This is a genomic window from Saccharopolyspora rhizosphaerae (assembly GCF_003931915.1).
In the GTDB taxonomy this organism is placed as follows: domain Bacteria; phylum Actinomycetota; class Actinomycetes; order Mycobacteriales; family Pseudonocardiaceae; genus Saccharopolyspora; species Saccharopolyspora rhizosphaerae.
The window spans coordinates 67,917-84,451 of sequence record NZ_RSAA01000006.1 but is presented as its reverse complement, the minus strand read 5'-3'; the positions used below and the strand labels follow the sequence as shown (position 1 = coordinate 84,451).

Annotated in this window: 18 protein-coding genes; 11 read left to right on the top strand and 7 right to left on the bottom strand. The window is 71.7% G+C overall.

What is annotated here, in order from left to right; translation table 11 throughout:
- The first annotated feature begins 11 nt into the window (after window positions 1–11).
- The 7 genes from EIL87_RS05945 (at window position 12) to EIL87_RS05915 (ending at window position 5,418) form a co-directional block, all read left to right on the top strand.
- On the top strand, window positions 12–269 hold the full coding sequence (locus EIL87_RS05945; protein ID WP_125089155.1) for a HypC/HybG/HupF family hydrogenase formation chaperone: 258 nt from the start codon (window positions 12–14) through the stop codon (window positions 267–269).
- Window positions 270–316: 47 nt separating this feature from the next.
- On the top strand, window positions 317–646 hold the full coding sequence (locus tag EIL87_RS05940) for a hydrogenase maturation nickel metallochaperone HypA/HybF (protein ID WP_125089154.1): 330 nt from the start codon (window positions 317–319) through the stop codon (window positions 644–646).
- Window position 647: 1 nt separating this feature from the next.
- The gene (hypB, locus tag EIL87_RS05935; protein WP_125089153.1) at window positions 648–1,463 is read left to right on the top strand and encodes a hydrogenase nickel incorporation protein HypB; all 816 of its coding nucleotides are present in this window, start codon (window positions 648–650) and stop codon (window positions 1,461–1,463) included.
- 209 nt (window positions 1,464–1,672) lie between these two features.
- Window positions 1,673–2,968 (top strand): flavin-containing monooxygenase, encoded by a 1,296-nt coding sequence (locus EIL87_RS05930; protein ID WP_199740280.1) that lies wholly within the window; start codon window positions 1,673–1,675, stop codon window positions 2,966–2,968.
- Entirely contained in the window at window positions 2,965–3,873 is a 909-nt protein-coding gene (locus EIL87_RS05925; protein WP_125089152.1) for a bile acid:sodium symporter family protein, read from the top strand. Before EIL87_RS05930 ends, EIL87_RS05925 begins: the two co-directional genes overlap by 4 nt.
- Window positions 3,870–4,817 carry an SDR family oxidoreductase gene (locus EIL87_RS05920; RefSeq protein WP_125089151.1) on the top strand — a complete coding sequence of 316 codons (948 nt, stop codon included), beginning with the start codon at window positions 3,870–3,872 and terminating at the stop codon, window positions 4,815–4,817. The genes EIL87_RS05925 and EIL87_RS05920 overlap by 4 nt, the downstream gene beginning before the upstream one ends.
- Window positions 4,818–5,037: 220 nt before the next feature.
- Complete coding sequence (locus EIL87_RS05915; RefSeq protein WP_125089150.1) at window positions 5,038–5,418, top strand: PDDEXK family nuclease; 381 nt, start codon at window positions 5,038–5,040, stop codon at window positions 5,416–5,418.
- A gap of 231 nt (window positions 5,419–5,649) precedes the next feature.
- Here EIL87_RS05915 and EIL87_RS05910 read toward each other — a convergent pair whose 3' ends face one another.
- Window positions 5,650–6,711 (bottom strand): Acg family FMN-binding oxidoreductase, encoded by a 1,062-nt coding sequence (locus tag EIL87_RS05910; RefSeq protein ID WP_233576057.1) that lies wholly within the window; start codon window positions 6,709–6,711, stop codon window positions 5,650–5,652.
- Between the two features lie 106 nt (window positions 6,712–6,817).
- Here EIL87_RS05910 and EIL87_RS05905 point away from each other — a divergent pair, with 106 nt between their 5' ends.
- Window positions 6,818–7,828, top strand: a complete 1,011-nt coding sequence (locus EIL87_RS05905) for a zinc-binding alcohol dehydrogenase family protein (RefSeq protein WP_199740288.1) — start codon at window positions 6,818–6,820, stop codon at window positions 7,826–7,828.
- Window positions 7,829–7,840: 12 nt separating this feature from the next.
- On the opposite strand, the gene EIL87_RS05900 is transcribed toward EIL87_RS05905, so the two are convergent.
- From EIL87_RS05900 to otsB, 3 genes are all read right to left on the bottom strand, one after another.
- Window positions 7,841–9,022, bottom strand: a complete 1,182-nt coding sequence (locus tag EIL87_RS05900; RefSeq protein ID WP_125089148.1) for a site-2 protease family protein — start codon at window positions 9,020–9,022, stop codon at window positions 7,841–7,843.
- 76 nt (window positions 9,023–9,098) lie between these two features.
- Entirely contained in the window at window positions 9,099–9,935 is an 837-nt protein-coding gene (locus EIL87_RS05895) for a universal stress protein (RefSeq protein WP_125089147.1), read from the bottom strand.
- Window positions 9,936–10,104: 169 nt separating this feature from the next.
- Window positions 10,105–11,685, bottom strand: coding sequence for a trehalose-phosphatase (gene otsB / locus EIL87_RS05890; RefSeq protein WP_125089146.1), 1,581 nt, complete (start codon window positions 11,683–11,685; stop codon window positions 10,105–10,107).
- Window positions 11,686–11,889: 204 nt separating this feature from the next.
- On the opposite strand from otsB, the gene EIL87_RS05885 reads away from it, so the two are divergent.
- Together EIL87_RS05885 and EIL87_RS05880 are read left to right on the top strand one after the other, a co-directional pair.
- On the top strand, window positions 11,890–12,393 hold the full coding sequence (locus EIL87_RS05885; protein ID WP_125089145.1) for a flavodoxin domain-containing protein: 504 nt from the start codon (window positions 11,890–11,892) through the stop codon (window positions 12,391–12,393).
- Between the two features lie 512 nt (window positions 12,394–12,905).
- Window positions 12,906–13,910, top strand: coding sequence for an AAA family ATPase (locus EIL87_RS05880; RefSeq protein WP_233576056.1), 1,005 nt, complete (start codon window positions 12,906–12,908; stop codon window positions 13,908–13,910).
- Between the two features lie 5 nt (window positions 13,911–13,915).
- Here EIL87_RS05880 and EIL87_RS26745 read toward each other — a convergent pair whose 3' ends face one another.
- Entirely contained in the window at window positions 13,916–14,188 is a 273-nt protein-coding gene (locus EIL87_RS26745; protein WP_158628592.1) for a DUF3040 domain-containing protein, read from the bottom strand.
- Between the two features lie 216 nt (window positions 14,189–14,404).
- On the opposite strand from EIL87_RS26745, the gene EIL87_RS05870 reads away from it, so the two are divergent.
- A complete protein-coding gene (locus EIL87_RS05870; RefSeq protein WP_125089143.1) occupies window positions 14,405–15,397 on the top strand; it encodes a magnesium transporter in 993 nt (330 codons plus the stop codon).
- A 34-nt stretch (window positions 15,398–15,431) separates the two neighbouring features.
- Here the strand turns inward: EIL87_RS05870 and EIL87_RS05865 are convergent, their stop codons facing one another.
- A complete protein-coding gene (locus tag EIL87_RS05865; protein WP_125089142.1) occupies window positions 15,432–15,836 on the bottom strand; it encodes an Hsp20/alpha crystallin family protein in 405 nt (134 codons plus the stop codon).
- Window positions 15,837–16,062: 226 nt separating this feature from the next.
- Complete coding sequence (locus EIL87_RS05860; RefSeq protein ID WP_125089141.1) at window positions 16,063–16,515, bottom strand: universal stress protein; 453 nt, start codon at window positions 16,513–16,515, stop codon at window positions 16,063–16,065.
- Between the last annotated feature and the right edge of the window lie 20 nt (window positions 16,516–16,535).

Sequence of the window (16,535 nt, the reverse complement as noted above, 5' to 3'; positions counted from 1 at the left end):
GCGTCACGAGCATGTGCCTGGGAATTCCCGGAGAGGTCGTGGAGCTGGTCGCCGACAACGACCAGCTCGCGATCGTGGACGTCGTCGGCGCCCGGCGGCGGGTGAACATCGGGCTGCTCGAGCCCGGGAGCCTCGCTCCCGGTGACTGGGTGCTCATCCACGTCGGTTTCGCCGTGGAGAAGGTCGACCGGGCGCAGGCGGACGAGGCCCTGTCCGGGCTGGAGCTGATGGGGCAGGCCATGCCCGAGGAAGAGCGCCCCACCCGGTGAACCGGTGTGGGGGTGGCGGTCCTGCCGCTCGTCGAGGAGGGAGTCGGGTGCACGAGCTGGCCATCACCGAGAGCATCGTGAGCGGGGTCGTCGAGCGGATGGGTTCGACGCGGATCGCGAGCCTCCAACTGGAGATCGGTGCGCTCTCCGGGGTGGTGGCCGACTCGGTGCGCTTCTGCTTCGAGCTGGTCGCCGAGGGCACGACGGTGCAGGGAGCCCGGCTCGACATCGACGAACCGCGCGGGCGCATCGCGTGCGCGCGGTGCCGGAGCGAGACCGAGATCAACGGGCCGGTGGCGTTGTGCCCCTGCGGCAACGCCGACGTCGAACTGCTCGCGGGGACCGAGCTGCGGATCAGATCAGTCGAGGTGATGTGAGATGTGTGCGACCTGCGGGTGCGGCGACGCGGGGGTCCGGATCAGCGGGCCGGAGGTGGGCGCAGCGCCGGCACACCACCACGAGCACGAGCACGAGCACGGCCACGGCCACGGCGCGGACCGGACCGTGACGCTGGAACAGCGGGTGCTGGCCAAGAACGACGCGCTGGCCCAGCGCAACCGCGACCGGCTTGCCGAAGCCGGGATCGTGGCGCTCAACCTCATGAGCTCACCGGGCTCGGGCAAGACCACGCTGCTGGAACGAACCCTGGCCGAGGCCGCCGGCTCGCCGCCGATCTCGGTGATCGAGGGCGACCAGGAGACGCTGTTCGACGCGGACCGGATCCGGGCGACCGGGTGCCGGGTCGTGCAGATCAACACCGGTGCCGGTTGTCACCTGGACGCGGAGATGCTCGCGGACGGCCTGCGCAATCTCGAACCGCCGGAGGACTCCGTGGTGGTCGTCGAGAACGTCGGCAACCTGGTCTGCCCCGCGCTGTTCGACCTGGGAGAGCGGGCGAGGGTGGTGATCACCTCGGTCACCGAGGGCGCGGACAAACCGCTGAAGTACCCGCACATGTTCCGCGCAGCGGACCTCGTCCTGCTCAACAAGGTCGACCTGCTGCCGCACGTCGACTTCGACGTGGCCCGCTTCCGCGCGGACGCCCTGGCGGTGAACCCACGCCTGGAGATCCAGCAGATCTCCGCCACGCGCGGCGACGGCCTCGCGGAGTGGTTGGCGTGGCTGCGCGACCTCCGGGCGGGAGCGGCCGCCGTCACGGCGAGCGGCGTGGAGAGCTCCAGTCGAGCCCGGTGACCCACCTGCTTCCGGGCTGACCGAGCCTCTGGACGCACGGTTCCTACGACAGCTGCCGTTCGGACCAAGTCCTTCGTCCGTCTGGCAGGTCCCTCCGGAACCTTCCAAGCTCGGTCTGACGAAAGATCGGCTCCTGCGCCTCGGCCAGGTGGTCGGGGAGAGACGATCGACACACGAGACAGGTCGTTGTCTGGGCTACAGTCCGCCTTGTGTCCTACGCCGTGATCGGGGCGGGCCCCTCTGGTCTCGCCGCTGCCCGCAACCTGCAACGCTTCGGCATCCCGTGGCAGGGCTACGAACTCGCCGACGGCGTGGGGGGCCTGTGGGACGCGCGAGCTCCGCGCAGCACCGTGTACGACTCGGCCCACCTGATCTCCTCGAAGACCACGACGCAGTTCACCGAGTTCCCGATGGACGATGCGGTGGCGGACTACCCCTCGCACCGGGAACTGCTCGCCTACTTCCGCGCGTTCGCCGAGCACTTCGACCTCGAGGCGGGATTCCGCTTCGGCACCGAAGTCACCCGCGTGCAACCCGCGGACGGTGGCGGCTACGAGGTGACCACCTCGGGCCCGGAGGGGGAGCGGACCCAGCACCACACCGGTGTGCTCCTCGCCAACGGCACGCTCTCCGAGCCCCACGTCCCGACCTTCCCGGGGCACTTCGACGGCGAGCTGCTGCACACCAGCGCCTACAAGTCCCCGACGATCTTCGCGGGCAAGCGGGTCCTGATCATCGGAGCGGGCAACTCCGGCTGCGACATCGCCGTCGACGCGGTCCACCACGCGGCGGCCGTGGACATCTCGGTGCGCCGCGGCTACCACTTCGTGCCGAAGTACCTGTTCGGCAAGCCTTCCGACACGCTCAACCAGGGCAGGCCGCTGCCTGCCAAGATCAAGCAGGCGCTGGACTCGCGGGTCCTGCGCCTGTTCACCGGCGATCCGACCCGGTTCGGGTTCCCCGAACCCGACCACAAGCTCTACGAGTCGCACCCGATCGTCAACTCGCTGGTCCTGCACCACCTCGGGCACGGCGACCTGAGCGTGCGCGCGGACGTCGAACGCTTCGACGGCTCCTCGGTGGTGTTCCGCGACGGCGTTCGGCGCGAGTACGACATGATCGTGCTCGCCACCGGCTACCGGTTGCACTACCCGTTCATCGACCGGCAGTTGCTGCGCTGGAACCCGCCCGCCGCACCGGACCTCTACCTCAACATCCTCAACCCGGACCAACCGGACCTGTTCGTGCTGGGCATGATCGAGGCCTCCGGCATCGGTTGGCAGGGCCGCTACGAGCAGGCCGAGCTCGTCGCTTCGTCCCTGCGCGCCCGCACCGAACGACCGGCAGCGGCGGCCGCGCTGCAGTCTCGCGCCCGAGGCCCACGACCCGACCTCTCCGGTGGTTACCGGTACCTCGGCGTCGAGCGCATGGCCTACTACGTCAACAAGGACGCCTACCGCCGCGCCGTGCGCCGCGAGATCGACGCGCTCGGACTGCGGCCGTGACCGACGTCGACGGCGTCCGGATCGCCTTCGACGGCGGCTCGCTGACCACGCTCAAGATCGTCATCGGCGCGATCCTGTTCGGCATCGCGCTGGACACACCGCTGTCGTCGTTCGCCGCGGCGCTGCGCCGGCCGGTGACGATCGGGATCGGCGTCGTCGCGCAGTTCCTCGTGCTGCCCGCCCTGACCTTCGCGCTCACCGTGCTGCTCGACGTCCGCGGGTCGGTCGCGCTGGGCATGGTCCTGGTGGCCTGCTGCCCTCCCGGCAACGTCTCCAACATCCTCACCCACCGCAGCGGCGGTGACGTCGCGTTGTCGGTGTCGATGACCTCAGTGGGCAACGTGCTGGCGGTCGTGCTGATGCCGTTGAACTTCGCGTTCTGGGGCGCCTTGCACCCCACGGGTGGCGCGCTGGTCCGCGACATCGACGTGTCGGTGGCCGCGCTGCTCGGGGAGATCGCGTTCGTCATCTTCCTCCCGTTCGCCCTCGGCACCACCATCGCGAGGCTGTGGCCGCGGACGGCGCGCACCGGGCACCGCGTCGTCGGCCCGGTTTCGTTCCTCGCGCTCAGCGCGGTCATCGCGGTCGGGCTGGTGAACAACTGGGACGTGTTCACCGCCCACATCGGCGTGGTGCTGGTCGCGGTGTTCCTGCACGACGCGCTGGCGCTGCTGATCGGGTTCCTCGTCGCGCGGGCGAGCAGGCTGCCCGCAGCGAGCACCAAGGCGATGACCTTCGAGGTCGGCATCCGCAACGCGGGTCTCGGCCTGCTGCTGGTGTTCACCTTCTTCGACGGACTGGGCGGCATGGCGCTGGTCGCGGCCTGGTGGGGCATCTGGGACATCATCGCGGGACTGGCGTTGGCGCAGTGGTGGCGATCGCGCACGGAGGTGCAGAAGGCATGAAGGTGTTGGTCACAGGCGGGAACGGCTTCCTCGGCCGCTCGGTGGTCCACGGCTTGGCGTCAGCCGGCCACGAGGTCGTCAGCGCGGACCTGCAGGAGCCGACGCGGCCGGTGGACGGCGTCGAGCACGTGCACGTGGACGTCACCGACCGCGCCGTCGTCTCGTCGGCCATCGCCGCGGCCCGGCCCGAGGTCGTCGTCCACCTCGCAGCGGTCGTGACACCGGGCCGGAACTCCAGTCGTGAGCGCGAGCACGCCGTCGACGTCACCGGATCGCGGCACGTCTTCGACGCCTGCCTGGAGCACGGCGTGCGGCGGGTCGTGGTGTCCTCCAGCGGCGCCGCCTACGGCTACCACCCCGACAACCCGTCCTGGATCAGCGAGGACCAGCCGGTGCGCGGCAACCCGGAATTCGCCTACAGCCACCACAAGGGACTGGTCGAGGCGATGCTCGCCGAACTGCGGGAGACCCACCCCGAGCTGGAGCAGGTGGTGCTGCGGAGCGGCACGATCCTCGGCGCCGACGTCGACAACCAGATCACCGCGTTGTTCCAGCGCCCGCGCCTGCTCAAGATCAAGGGCGCCGAAAGCCCGTTCGTGTTCATCTGGGACACCGACGTGGTCGCCATCATCCAGCGCGCGGTGACCGGCCCGGCGACCGGGACGTTCAACGTCGCCGGCGACGGCGCCCTCACCGTCGACGAGATCGCCACCCGGCTCGGCAAACCGGTCCTCACGATCCCGGAACCACTGCTGCGCGCAGCACTGGCGATCGGCAAGCGCCTGGGCCTGACCGCCTACGGCCCCGAGCAGACGCGCTTCCTGCAACACCGCCCCGTGCTGGACAACCGGCGCCTCAAGGAGGTCTTCGGGTACACCCCGACCCACACCTCCGCCGAAGCCTTCCACGCCTGGGCCACCCGGAACGCCGGGGCATCCGGGTGAGCAGAGGCTGGACCGGGTCGCTGTTCGCGGACCCGGCGCCCCTCCTTCCGCCCCGGCGAGTCGTGATCGCGGGATCTCCGAGGACGGAGGACACTGCGCTGGGAGTCGGCCGGTACCGCTCCTGAGGCGGCCTCGAAACCGGGTGGGGGGAGGGGAGGTGTACGAGTTCGTCGACCCAGGTCCTGCACCTCGAGCGAGTTCGCCCTCAACCGCCGAGCTCATGCGCAGGACGGGGCGCCGGGACACCCGACCGGAGCTGCGGCTGCGCCGGGCGTTGCACCGGCGCGGGTTGCGCTACATGGTGGACGCGACACCGCCCGGTACGAACAGGCGTCGGCGCGTGGACGTCCTGCTCAGCGGGGCCAGGATCGCGGTGTTCGTGGACGGCGGCTTCTGGCACTCGTGTCCGGAGCACGGGCGCGTCCCGAAGAACAACCGCGAGTGGTGGCGGTGCAAGCTGGACGGGGTCGTGCGGCGGGATCGCGACACCGACGCCGAACTGACCGCCGCCGGCTGGCTGGTGGTCCGCGTCTGGGAGCACGAAGACCCGGAAGCCGCGGCCGACCGGATCGTCGACCTGGTCCGCGACCGGCGCCGATGACGCTCCTCTTCGGCGATGGTGGCGCGAGTTCCGACTCCCAGGACCACGCTCGCCGCCCTGGATGGGGGGATGTCCTCACCACGGCGGATCTGCCCGGGTCGCACACCACGCCCGGTCATGACGGCGACCCGATCACGCCAGGGCGCGGACGCGCGGGTCCGAACCCGTGGCTGCACGTGCCCGACCTCGATGCTCGAGCCGTGGTCCGCCCGCGTGCGCGCAGCCGAGGCCTCAGGTGTCGTCGTCGAGGATGAGGTCGTCGACGGCTCGTCGTGGTGCGGGAACCGCGGCGCCCCCTCCGTAGCCGATGCGCAGCAGGGCTTGGGGGTGCAGGGTGCCGCCGAGCATCTGGCGCAGTTCGTCGCGCGTGTCGGGAACCTCGATGACCTCCGAGATCATCGAGGCTGACAGGCCGCGGTCGGTGGCGGTGAGCCAGACGTGCTGGGCCGCCTGCCCGGCTTGCAGCTCGGCCTCCTGCCCCTCGCGGTGGGAGCACAGCACCGCCAGGAGCGGGTGCGACTCGTACTCGAGCCCTTCCGGGCGAGCGGCGGTTCCGGCTGAGAAGTCCCGGTGCACCCACTGGTCCTGCGGCCCCGGCTTGGGGCCTGCGGCGGAGGCGGGAACGCCTTCCCAGACGTCGGCGGGCCGTCCCGTCCACGCCGCCATCTCCGCGCGGAACCGGGGAGAGGCCTCCTGCACCCGGTGCGCGCGGTGGACCAAGCCCTCCAGCGGTCCGACTTCACCGGGTGTGATCAGGTGCAGCCAGCACTGCTCGGCTTGAGCGGCGTGGAGCATTTGGTTGCGGTCCGCGGCCGGGACCGGGATGTCGCGGAAGGGGGCGCGGTGGCTGTGCCGCTTCGGGATCGCGTCGCGCAGGCGAAGCCTCTCCGGGCGGGGCTCGGCGCGGCCACCGCTGCGGATCTCCGCCAGCACGGTCGGCTCAGCCAGGTGGGGGAGCAGGGTCACGACCGGCCGGACGCCGGCGCCTTCCAGCGCGAGCCGCAGGTTGAACAACGCGGCGCCGCAGGCCAGGCGCAGCTCGCGTTCCGACGGGTCCGTGGCCGGCAGCCGGTGGGACGGGTCGTAGTGCAGTTCGATCACGTGCGGCAGGACCCGGAACCGCCAGGGTTGCGAGTTGTGCAGCGACGGAGCCAGCCCAGCGAGCTCGATGACGTGCTCGATCTCGGCGGCCGTCAGACCGAGTGCCGTGGAAACCTTGAGCACGGCCACCTCCTGGTCGGGCACGCAGTCGGACGAGATGCTGCGACCGTCGCTGAAGGAGTCCTGGATCACCAGGGTCCAAGGTCCGTGGCGCCGCTCCTGTCGGATCGAGGTCGCTCGTCCCTACCGCCGAGGCGGGAGCTCCGCTGGCCTGGGAGTCATGGGTGCAACGGAGACGATGCGAGCGTGGGCGGTTGAGAACCCGGGGCCGCTGGAACGCGGACCGCTGTCGCTGCGATCCCGGCCGATGCCGCGAGCCGAAGCCGACGAGCTGCTCGTGCGCGTGCTGGTGTGCGGGGTCTGCAGGACGGACCTGCACGTGGCCGAAGGTGATCTGCCCGTGCACCGGCCCGGCGTGGTGCCCGGCCACGAGGTCGTCGGCGAAGTGGTGGAGAAGGGGACCGAGGTCACGGAGTTCGAGGTCGGCGACCGTGTCGGGATCGCGTGGCTGCGGCGCACCTGCGGCCGGTGCACGTACTGCCGCGGCGGTCGCGAGAACCTCTGCCCCCGCTCGCTCTACACCGGGTGGGATGCCGACGGGGGCTACGCCGAGCACACCACGGTGCCGGCCCAGTACGCCTACCGCCTGCCCCCGGGGTACGCGGACGAGCAGCTCGCCCCGCTGCTGTGCGCGGGGCTGATCGGCTACCGGGCGTGGCTGCGGGCCCAGGTCCCCGACGGCGGCCGCCTCGGCATCTACGGCTTCGGCGCCAGCGCCCACCTGACCGCCCAGGTCGCCCTGGCGTCCGGTGTGACGGTGCACGTGCTCACGCGCTCCGAGGCGGCGCGCTCGCTGGCCCTGGAGCTGGGCGCGGCCTCGGCGGGCGGCCCGGCGGACCGCCCACCTGAGCCGCTCGACTCCGCGGTGCTGTTCGCGCCGGTCGGGGACCTCGTGCCGGTGGCGCTGGAAGCGCTGGACCGGGGCGGCACGCTCGCGATCGCCGGGATCCACCTCACCGACGTGCCGGTGCTCACCTACCAGCGTCACCTGTTCTACGAGCGCACCGTCCGCAGCGTCACGGCCAACACCCGGTGCGACGGACAGGAGTTCTTCCGCTTCGCCGCCCGCCATCCCCTCCGGGTCACGACCACCCCGTACCTCTTCGAGGAAGCCGATCGCGCACTCGCGGATCTCGCCGGTGATCGCGTGCGCGGCGCCGCGATCCTCCGCATCGGCTCCGCGACCTGACCGGAACCGCCTTCACCGGCGCTGGTCCTGGCCGGGATACCACCAGTTCCGCGGCGGCGGGCCCGCGTCCTCGGGGCGGTGGACGTGACCACCGCGCTCCGCCACGGCGCCGCTGATGTCCGACGGTGCGAGGATGCCGACCAGCTCGCGCCCGTCGAAGACGAGGACGCGGCCGCCGCTCTCGCTGGACAGCCGGGGCAGGACCGCGGACAGAGGTTCACCGGGGGTGGCTGTTGCGGTGTCGTCCAGCGGTGTCGCGATCTCCCGCACGGTGGTGCTGTCCCGCGATCGCTGGGGTACGGCTCGCATGCGCCGGACGGTGGCCAGTCCCTCGACCCGCCCGAGCCCGTCGACGACGGGGTAGCCCGCGTGCGGACGTTCGGCGGTCCGCAGGAACTTCTCGACGGTCACGGCCCCCGCCACGGTGTCCACCGGGTGGGACATCACGTCGCGGACGCGCACGTCGGCCAGTGCGGTGCCGAGGCGGGCGCGTTGCTCTTCGGCGGCGGCCACGCTGCTGATGAACAGACCGAGCAGGATCCACCACCACCCGCCGGCACGCTGGCCGATCAGCTGCGCGATCCCGGCGATGATGAGCAGGTAGCCGAGGCCGAGACCGGCTCGGGCCGACCAGGTCGCGGACTTGAAACGGTCGCCGCTCCACCGCCACAGCACCGCTCGCAACACGCGACCGCCGTCCAGCGGCGCGGCCGGGACGAGGTTGAAGACCGCCAGCACGGCGTTGATCAGCGCCAGGTACGTGATCACGGCCAGCACGAGCTCGTCCACCCCGGCTGCGTGCGCACCCCAAGCAAGCACGCCGAACACCCCGGCGAGGAGGGCGCTGACCAGCGGGCCGACCACCGCGATGCGCAGCTCGGCGGCGGCGTTGCTCGCTTCGCCGCGCAGTCGGGCCATGCCGCCCAACAACCAGAGCGTGATGCCCTCCACCGCGACGCCGTTGCGGCGGGCCACTGCGGCGTGGGCGAGCTCGTGGCCGAGGAGCGAGAACACCAGCAGCAGGGAAGCGGCGACCCCGCTCGTGACGTACGCGGCGGTGGAACGGCCGGGGAAGGTCTGGGGGAGTTGGTGCACGGCGAGCCCCACCGTGATCAGCACCACGATGCCCAGCACGCTCCAGTGCAGCCCGACGCGCACTCCGGCGATGCGGCCCAGCGGGATCGTCGCGTTCATGATCACGCTCCGAGGTGGACTCTTCTCCTCCATGGTGGCTCGGCGCGGTCATGATCGGGGGAACCCGGCCCAGGCGTCAGCTGGAGCGGGCCGCCGCGTGGCGGACGACCGCGACCGGGCAGGGCGCGTGGTGCAGGACGCCGGCGGCGACCGACCCCAGGAACAGCCCGCCGAACTCGCCACGTCCGCGGTGCCCGACCACGAGCAGCTGCGCGTCCCGGCCCGCGTCGGTCAGCGCGGCCACCGGGTGGCCCCGCTGGGCCAGCAGCCTGGTGCGGATGTCCGGGAACTGCTCCTGCACGGCCGAAACCTGGTCGGCCAGCGACCTCTCGACGTCCTCCTGCACGCGGTCGCTCTCCTCGCGGCGGAGCGGGCCGGCGAGCAGATCTCCCTCGTGCCACACCTCCACCACCAGCAACTGGGCACCGGCGAGCTGGGCCTCCTCGAACGCGAAGCGCAGCGCGGCGGTGCTCGAGTCGGAACCGTCGACCCCGACCAACACCGGGCCCGCGGTCGTCGGCACGCCCCGGCGGACCACGACGACCGGGCACGAGGCGTGGGTGGCCACCGCGGAGCTCACCCCGCCGAGGAGCGCGTCCGTGAACCCGCCGTGCCCACGTCCGCCGAGCACCACCAGCTGCGCCTGCCGGCTGTACCGGAGCAGCTCTTCGACCGGTCGTCCGCTCGCCAGCTCCACGTCCACCGAGAGCTGGGGCGCCATGGCCCGGCACTTGTCGGCGGTCCGGTGCACCGCGCCCTCGGCGTAGGACGTGCGGGCCGGGTCGTCGTTGACGATCACGAGCAGCAGCGGCGCCTGGCGGCGGTCCGCCTCGGTCACGGCCCAGCCGGCCGCGCGGGTGGCGTCGTCGGAGCCGTCGATCCCCACGACCACGGGCTTGTCCGGTGTCGACATCTCGGTTCCCCCATCGGATTGCCTCGCTGTGCGCCCACGTCCCGTCGCTGCGGCGGGGTGGCTCGTGCCCCCGGCCGGCGGCACGAGTCCGACGCTCCAGGCATACCTCCGGTCCGCGCGGCCACGACAGGCCAGAAGACCCGGTTGAGCACCTCGCGCGACCGACGGCTCAGGACCGGTCGGAGTTCCCGCCTTCCGCGAGCGAGGCGAGGTGTGCCAGCAGCTCGGTCAGCGAGCACGGGTCGTTGACGGCGTAGTGGGCCCAGGTGAGGCGGTCGCCGTGCTCCGCGCTGCGCACGACAACGCCGACGCCGTCGTGGTGGATCTCGTGCAGGGCGTTCTCGTCGGTGTAGTCGTCCCCGGCGAACACCGGTACCGCGCCGGCGCTGGCCGGACCCATGCGCTTCAGCAGCCAGCGCAGCGCCCAGCCCTTGTTCCACTCGACGTCCGGCACGAGCTCGACCACCTGGCGTCCGTGCGCCACGCGGAGCGTCGGGCGTGAGCGGCCGACGCGGTCGACCGCGGACAGCACGTCACCGATGAGCCCCGGTTCTACGTGGCGGTAGTGGACCGCGAGGGCGAACCGCTTGCGGTCCACCTCCGCGCCCGGAACCTCCCGCAGCTCAGCGCCGAGGAGCCGTTCGGCCTCGTCGAGGTCGGCCGAAGCCGGTTCCCCGAGGCCGTGGGCGGCGGTCTCCCCACCGGGGGCCGCCAGCTCGAACCCGTGACTGCCCGCGTACCAGAGGTCCTCGAGGCCGACCCGGTGGCGCACGTCCTGGAGGTCCCGGCCGCTGAGCACCGCCACCGGGATGCTCCTGGACAGCCGCTGCAAGACGTCCCTCGTGCGCGGGGACATGTCGGCCCCGGCGGGGTCGTCGCAGATCGGGGAGAGGGTTCCGTCGAAGTCCAGCACCAGGACCACCCGGCGACCTCGCAGCCTCTGCGCGATCTCGTCCCAGCAGCGGTGGGCGTCGCCCACCTCGGACAGGCGCCGGTCCGGCGTGGTCGTGACCGTGATGTCGGCGAGCGTGGACACGACCACGTCGGCTCCTGCTCGCACCAAGCGGTTCGGCGGTCCGAAGCGGGCGATGCCGATGACGCGGCCGAACTCGCCGCGCCGGCCCGCGCGGACGCCGACCGAAGCGTCCTCGACGACCACGCACGCCGAGGCCGGCAGGTCCAGGCGCCGCGCTGCCTTGAGGAAGATCGCCGGGTCGGGCTTGCCGGGCAGGCCGAGGTCATCGGCGAGCACGCCGTCGACGAGGACGTCGAACAACTGCTCCGCGCCTGCGCGGCTCAGCACCGCCCGGCAGTTCCGGCTGGCGGAGACCACGGCGGTGCGGACGCCGTGCTCGCGCAGCGCCTCGACCAGTGGGACCACGTCCTCGAACAGCAGCGTGCCCGACGAGGCGAGCGAGTCGGTGAAGTAGCGGTCCTTGAGCTTGCCGAGACCGTGGGCGGTGTGGGCGCCGGCGACGTCGTCGGCGCCCCCGAGCGGCAGCGAGATGCCCCGGGAGTTCAGGAAGTCCCGCACGCCGTCGATCCGGCGCTTGCCGTCGACGTGGTCGACGTAGTCCTCGTTGCTGAAGGGCCGGTGGTCCTCGCCCGGGGCGGGCGGGCGCTCGGCCACGTAGTCGTCGAACATCCGCTTCCAGGCCGCTGCGTGCACCGCAGCCGTGTTGGTGATGACGCCGTCCACGTCGAACACCACGCCGCGGTGGCGTCGCGGATCGAGGCCCGTGGCGACCATGTCGGCTCCGTGGCTCGTGGGACGAGTGGGTGAGGCGTGGTTCGTGGTTACCCGGATCCGGGCGGGGGTACGCACAGTGTCGGGCCGTTGCCGGAGGTTCGCGACCTCGTTCGAAGCCCGGGCCTCGCCGGTGCTCTCGCGGACGAGGTGCGTTCGGGTGGCGCAGGAGAGGACACTCGGCGGTGTCGAGCCGAGGGGGCGCCCATGAGCACGCGCGTGCTCGTCGCCTACGGCACGAAGTTCGGTGCCACGGGGCAGATCGCTGCGGCGATCGGCGATGGACTGGCGCAGTCGGGCTTCGAGGTGGACGTGCTCCGCGCCGGTCAGGTCCGCGGTGTTGAGGACTACGACGTGGTCGTGCTGGGCAGCGCCGTCTACCTGGGCCGCTGGGTGCCGGAAGCGCGCCGGTTGCTGGAGCGGCGCGAGCTGGCCGGGCGCGACGTCTGGTTGTTCAGCAGCGGCCCGGTCGGTGAGCAGGCCCGGAGCGGCGCGGGGGAGAACTGGACCCGACCGCAGCGCATCACGCGGCGTGGTGAGCGGATCGGCGCGCACGAGCACGTGGTCTTCGGCGGTGCGGTCTCCGATCGGAGCGGCGGGTTCCTCCGCCGGAGGATGGCGCAGTCGATCGACCCGGCGTCCAGGGACATGCGCGACTGGGACGAGATCGCCGCCTGGGCCCGGAAGATCGCGACCACGCACGCGGCCTGACCCACCTCCTCAGCAGGAGCACGGCATGGGCATGACGAGCACGCGGCAGGCGGTGGAGGGCGTTGGCCACGGCCCGGCGCCCACCGCGCGAGGTGGCGCCCGTGGCGGAAAGCCACACGGCGGTGGTCGGTTTCCCGGCGACCGGGCGTACAAGGTCAAGAAGCCGGTGGACTTCGGGTTCCTGGACTTCACCTCCGCCGAAGCCCGCGGAGCGGCGTGCGCCCGCGAGGTGGAGCTCAACCGGCGCCTGGCGCCGGACTTCTACCTCGACGTCGCCAGGTGCTCGACGGGGAGGGCCGCAGTGGGGACTGGATCGTGGTCATGCGCCGGAGCGCCGGATGGCGACGCTGGTCGAACGCGGCGTCGACATCCGCGCGGACCTCGAGCAGCTCGCCCGGAAGCTGGTGTCCTTCCACAGCACCGCGAAGCGCGGTCCGTAGGTCGAGTCGGCCGGTGAACCGGCCGCGCTGTGCCGCCGGTGGGCGGACAAGGTCGAGGGCGCGGAGCCGTTCGTGGGGGAGGTCCTCGACCGCGACACCGTCGACGGCATCGTCCGGCGGGCGCTGGACTACGTCGATGGCCGCGCACGCTCGCTGGAGGGCCGGGGGCGGCGCGGGTACGTGGTCGACGGGCACGGCGACCTCCAGGCCGAGGACATCTTCTGCTTGCCGGACGGGCCGCGCGTGCTGGACTGCTTGGAGTTCGACGACGCCCGGCGCTGCGTCGACGGACTCGACGACGCGGCGTTCCTGGCGATGGACCTCGAACGCCTCGGCGCGGGGGAGCTGGGCCGCTCCTTCCTCGACTGGTACGCGGACTTCTCCGGCGCTCAAGTTCCCCGGTCGCTGACCCACCACTACATCGCGTACCGCGCGTTCGTGCGGTGCAAGGTCGCGTGCCTGCGGTACGAGCAAGGCGTCTCGGCGGCGGCGGAGCAGGCACGTCGGCTGGCGGACATGACGGGGGAGCACATGCGCTCGGGCCAGGTCCTGCTGGTCCTCGTGGGAGGGCTGCCGGGGGTGGGCAAGTCCACGGTGGCGGGCGCGCTGGCCGACCGGATGGGCGCGGTGCTGCTCCGAACCGACCAGATCCGCAAGGAGAGGCCGATCGCGGCGGCCCTCGACCCCCGAGCGGGGTACGGGCGGGGGTTGTACGACAGCAGGCAGGTCCACGCCACCTACGTCGAGGTGGTCGCGCGGTCCCGGCGGCTGCTGGAGTTCGGCGAGAGCGTCGTGCGGGACGCGAGCTGGAGCAGCGCCGACGAACGTCAGGCGGCCCGATCGCTCGCGCGGCAGACGCGGGCCACGCTCGTCGAGCTCCGCTGCGACGAGCCGCCGCACGTCACCGCGGCCCGCCTGGCCGCCCGCACGGACGACGTCTCGGACGCCACCGTCGAGGTCGCCGAGCGGATGGCCGAGCGGTTCGCCGCGTGGCCGGAAGCGGTCGAGGTGGACAGCTCGGGGACACCGGACACGGCCGTGTCCGCCGCCTGGAACTCCGTGCAGACCCGCCGGTGAGCTGCTCAGCTGCCGCGGTCGCGTTGACGCCACGACGCGTAGACCAGCAGCAGGGCGGAGGTGAGGGCCGCGATGAAGAACTCGGCCGCCTGGCCGAGGACCAGGCACAGCAAGGCGAAGAACGCCGCCAGGACGCCCAGCGCTCGCCACGCGGTCATCCACCCCACCAGCTTCGAGAGGGGTCGAGGTGTCGTCATCCGGTGGGCGAACTCGGGATCATCGGAACTGAGCTGGCGTGCGATCTTCTTGAGACGACGGCGTTCGCGGCCGCGGGACATGACTCCCCCTCGTCCGGTCGGACCGTGGGGCCGCGCTCCCGCTCGGTGCACCGTTCCTCGGTGCTCGTGGCGCAGACGTGCTGTGCGGGTTGGCCACCCGGAACGCCCCAAGTCTACCGTGAGGTAGGGCATCGTTGCTGTGACCAGGCAGTTCGCGTGGTTCACGACCACTGTGGAGTCGATCATCGTGCCCTGGTGCACCGGCGGAGGTGAGCGATGGCCCAGGCGGAACCGGAGCCGGTGACCGCGAACCGGGACTCCCTGGGGATCGCGGAGCACCACGCGTCGGCCGACGTGCCGATCGCGGCTCCCGGCGACTCCGTCGACGAGGTGTTCGCCGGTCTGCGCGGCCGGCGGTTCGACAGCGCGGCCGTCGTCGCGGTGTGCGACGACGACCGGCTCCTGGGTCTGGCGACCGTGGAGCGGTTGCTGGCGGCACCGGCGGGCGTGCGCGTGAGCGAGGTGATGGACCACCACCCACCGGTCGTCGCCCCGGGCACGGACCAGGAGCGAGCGGCGTGGGAAGCGGTGCGGCACCGGGAGCCGGGCCTGGCGGTCGTCGGACCGCAGGGCCGGTTCCTGGGGTTGATCCCGCCGCACCGCCTGCTGTCCGTCCTGTTGCAGGAGCACGACCAGGACATGGCGCGACTGGGAGGGTTCCTCGCCTCGTCCGAGTCCGCGCGCAGCGCCTCCACCGAGGGCGTCGGACACCGGTTGTGGCACCGGTTGCCCTGGCTGCTGGTCGGGTTGGCCGGTGCCTTGGTCGCGGCGTTGATCGTGGGCGCCTTCGAACGTCAGCTGGAGCACGAGGTGCTGATCGCGTTCTTCGTCCCGGGCGTGGTGTACCTGGCCGATGCCATCGGCACCCAGACGGAGGCGCTGATCATCCGTGGCTTGTCCGTGGGGATCAGCGTGTCCCGCGTGGTGTTCCGCGAATTCCTCACCGGCGCGGTCCTGGGCCTGCTGCTGGCCGGATCGGCGCTCCCGCTGGTGGTGCTGATCTGGGGTGACGTGACCGTGGCGGTCGCGGTGGCGGTCGCGCTGTTCGCGGCCTCGGCGACGTCCACGTTCGTCGCCATGGCCCTGCCGTGGTTGTTCCACCGGCTGGGCGTGGACCCGGCCTTCGGCTCCGGGCCGCTGGCGACCGTGGTGCAGGACCTGCTGTCGGTGAGCATCTACTTCGGGGTGGCGACGGTGGTCGTCACCTGACGCCCCGGCAGCCCTCGAAGTCTTCCGCGCGACCTCACGATCCCTTGCGTGCGACGGGGATCTCCTTGGTCGCAGGGGCCTCCTTCCGCGGCACGCGGATGGTCACGATGCCGTTGTCGTAGTCGGCCTTGATGTTGTCGATGTCGCAGCCGGACGGCAGCAGCATCGTGCGGCTGAAGGAGCCGTAGTAGAACTCGCTGTGCTCCTCGTTCCTTTCTTCCTTCCTGCGTTCGGCTTCGACCTTGAGCTGGTCACCTTCGACGCTGATGTGGATGTCGTCGGGCTCGACGCCGGGAAGTTCGCAGCGGACCACGAAGTTGCCTTCCTCCGTGAACGCTTCGATCCGCATCGACTGCCGTTCAGCGAAGGGCCATTCGCTCTCCAAGATGCGGAAGAGGTCCGGCAATCCCCTGGCGGAGCTGGGAAGCAAGCTCGTCATGGTGTTCCTCCTGGATGTGGTCGCTTTCCCGATCCAGCATGGGACGTCCTTCCGGCTCCCGGGAAGGGTCGAGAGACCTGTCGAGCGGGAGGATCCACCGCCTCGTCGTGGGGGCTTCCACCGCCACAGCGCGGGATCCAGCCCAGGCGTGACGGTCCTCGTGGTGACATCACGGCGTGTCCACAGAGTTCACTCGAACGCGGGACGTCCGAGGCTGGCGACGCGTTCACTCCTGACGCTGCGAGGTGGCTTCGGGCCCGCGCACCACGACGACCGGGCAGGTGGCGTGGTCGACGCAATACCGGGCGGTGGAGCCGATCAGGGCGCGCGCGAACGTGCCCATGCCTCGGTGCCCGACCACCAGCAGGTCGGCCCCCTCCGCGCAGTCGAGGATCACCTCGGCGGCGTGCCCACCCGCGGTGTGCAAGCGCACGCGCGGGAGTTCGGCCTCCGGCACGGTTCCTCGGACGATCTCGCGCAGCGCGTTCGTGGTGGCGAGGTCGAGCTGCTCGGCCGTGGGCATCGGCCAGTCGTAGAGGTCGGGAACGGTCCAGGCCGTCACCGCGGTGATGGTCGCGTCGGTGTCTCGCGCGTGGTCGACCGCCCAGCGCAACGCGCTGAGGGACGGCGGTGAGCCGTCGACGGCGGCGACGATGCGGTGTGCGGCGTGGTCGTTCATGAAGTGCTCCGTGGAGTTGG

Coding starts and splice junctions, on each gene's coding strand:
- EIL87_RS05865 (WP_125089142.1), bottom strand. CDS start 15,836: ATGACGAGCTTGCTTCCCAGCTCCGCCAGGGGATTGCCGGACCTCTTC.
- EIL87_RS05920 (WP_125089151.1), top strand. CDS start 3,870: ATGAAGGTGTTGGTCACAGGCGGGAACGGCTTCCTCGGCCGCTCGGTG.
- hypB (WP_125089153.1), top strand. CDS start 648: ATGTGTGCGACCTGCGGGTGCGGCGACGCGGGGGTCCGGATCAGCGGG.
- EIL87_RS05885 (WP_125089145.1), top strand. CDS start 11,890: ATGAGCACGCGCGTGCTCGTCGCCTACGGCACGAAGTTCGGTGCCACG.
- EIL87_RS05945 (WP_125089155.1), top strand. CDS start 12: ATGTGCCTGGGAATTCCCGGAGAGGTCGTGGAGCTGGTCGCCGACAAC.
- EIL87_RS05900 (WP_125089148.1), bottom strand. CDS start 9,022: ATGAACGCGACGATCCCGCTGGGCCGCATCGCCGGAGTGCGCGTCGGG.
- EIL87_RS26745 (WP_158628592.1), bottom strand. CDS start 14,188: ATGTCCCGCGGCCGCGAACGCCGTCGTCTCAAGAAGATCGCACGCCAG.
- EIL87_RS05895 (WP_125089147.1), bottom strand. CDS start 9,935: ATGTCGACACCGGACAAGCCCGTGGTCGTGGGGATCGACGGCTCCGAC.
- otsB (WP_125089146.1), bottom strand. CDS start 11,685: ATGGTCGCCACGGGCCTCGATCCGCGACGCCACCGCGGCGTGGTGTTC.
- EIL87_RS05870 (WP_125089143.1), top strand. CDS start 14,405: ATGGCCCAGGCGGAACCGGAGCCGGTGACCGCGAACCGGGACTCCCTG.
- EIL87_RS05905 (WP_199740288.1), top strand. CDS start 6,818: ATGCGAGCGTGGGCGGTTGAGAACCCGGGGCCGCTGGAACGCGGACCG.
- EIL87_RS05860 (WP_125089141.1), bottom strand. CDS start 16,515: ATGAACGACCACGCCGCACACCGCATCGTCGCCGCCGTCGACGGCTCA.
- EIL87_RS05915 (WP_125089150.1), top strand. CDS start 5,038: ATGCGCAGGACGGGGCGCCGGGACACCCGACCGGAGCTGCGGCTGCGC.